Genomic DNA, 1,380 nt, shown 5'->3' with positions numbered 1-1,380 from the left:
CGCTATCTGTCAAGGTAGATGTCGCCTGATGGAGTTCAGGGTTCTTTAACAACTGGCGGCTGTCTCCGGGTTGAGGGTCACCGTCTCTGGCAGACCGAAGTCCCGGATGGGGCCGGACCAACGCTCGGGATGGGCGTCTCGTGCCCGCTCGTATGTGGCTCGGCGGCGTTCCAGGATCCGAGCGGCCTCGCCGTTGTGGCGCTGGGTGGGGGTCACGTAGTTCAGCGCGCTGTGACGATGCTGCTCGTTGTACCAGTGCACGAAGCCGAGCATCCATTCACGAGCCTGTTCGAGAGTGGCAAAGCCCTTCGACGGGAAGCCGGGGCGGTATTTGAGCGTACGGAACAGCGACTCGGAGTAGGCGTTGTCGTTGCTCACCCGAGGGCGGCTGCGCGAGGGCGTGATCCCGAGGTCGTAGAGCTTCTGCAGGAACGTCGCCGCCTTCATGGGGCTGCCGTTATCCGAGTGCAGGATCAACGGCTTGTCCATGGCCGCCAGGTGTTCGCGCCAGTAGGCCTTCTGGATGAGGTCACCGGCCAGCTCCCCGGTCTCGGCGGCGTGGACCTCGTGACCGACGATCTTGCGACTGAACACATCGACGATCAGGTACAGATACCACCAGGTGCCGCAGGCCGGCCCGGGCAGCCACGAGACGTCCCAGGACCACAGCCGGTTCGGCGTATCGGCCACGTGAGTGGTCGGTGGGCGCCGGCCTTCCGGGGCCTTGTGGCGCCCTCGATGATGGTTCTGATCGGCGTCGCGCAGTACGCGGTAGAACGTCGCCTCCGAAGCGAGATAGCGACCCTGGTCGGCCTGATCCGCGACGATGTACGCCGGTGGCCGACTGCGATAGCGGGGCTCGTTGCACAGATCGACGATCACGGCGCGCTCCCGGTCGGAGAGTTTGTTGTGAGGCACCGGCCGTGAAGCCTCCGTGCGACCATCCGGATGCGCGCCTTCGGGCGTGCTCCAGCGCTGATAGGTACGGACACTCACGCCCACTACGGCGCAGGCCCTGTCCAGCCGGGCACCATCGCGTCGGGCCTGTTCGACCAGAGCGATGGTGTGCTGGCGATCCGGGAGGCTGGTCAGTCGTCCTCGTCGTTGCGACCCCAGATCGCCTCGGCTTTTTTTGACAGCGTCAGCAGCGCCGCCGTCTCCGCCAGGGCCTTGTCCTTGCGCTGGAGCTCGCGCTCAAGCTTCTTCACGCGCTTTTGCTCGGCCTTGCGCTCCTGGCGCGAGCGCTTGTCCTGCTCGGCCGCGTTGGCGTTGGCGTTCATGCAGCTCTCCCGCCAGGCCTCGACCTGCTCGGGATAGAGCCCCTTCTCACGGCAATAGGCGCTGAACTCCGCCTCGGTCATTGGCGCGGTCTCGAGCACG

1 protein-coding gene and 1 pseudogene are annotated in these 1,380 nt (G+C 65.7%); both read right to left on the bottom strand.

All coding sequences use genetic code 11. The annotated features are described in order from the left end of the window. Positions 1-45: 45 nt before the first annotated feature. Positions 46-1,092, bottom strand: a complete 1,047-nt coding sequence (locus B1A74_RS08650) for an IS3 family transposase (protein ID WP_244269200.1) — start codon at positions 1,090-1,092, stop codon at positions 46-48. Then, positions 1,089-1,380: pseudogene (locus tag B1A74_RS08645) on the bottom strand (IS3 family transposase); the annotation flags it as partial. The gene B1A74_RS08650 and the pseudogene B1A74_RS08645, both read right to left, overlap by 4 nt.

Source organism: Thioalkalivibrio halophilus (assembly GCF_001995255.1).
Classification (GTDB): domain Bacteria; phylum Pseudomonadota; class Gammaproteobacteria; order Ectothiorhodospirales; family Ectothiorhodospiraceae; genus Thioalkalivibrio; species Thioalkalivibrio halophilus.
The sequence above is the reverse complement of the archived record's forward strand: the minus strand, read 5'-3'. Positions and strand labels throughout refer to the sequence as shown.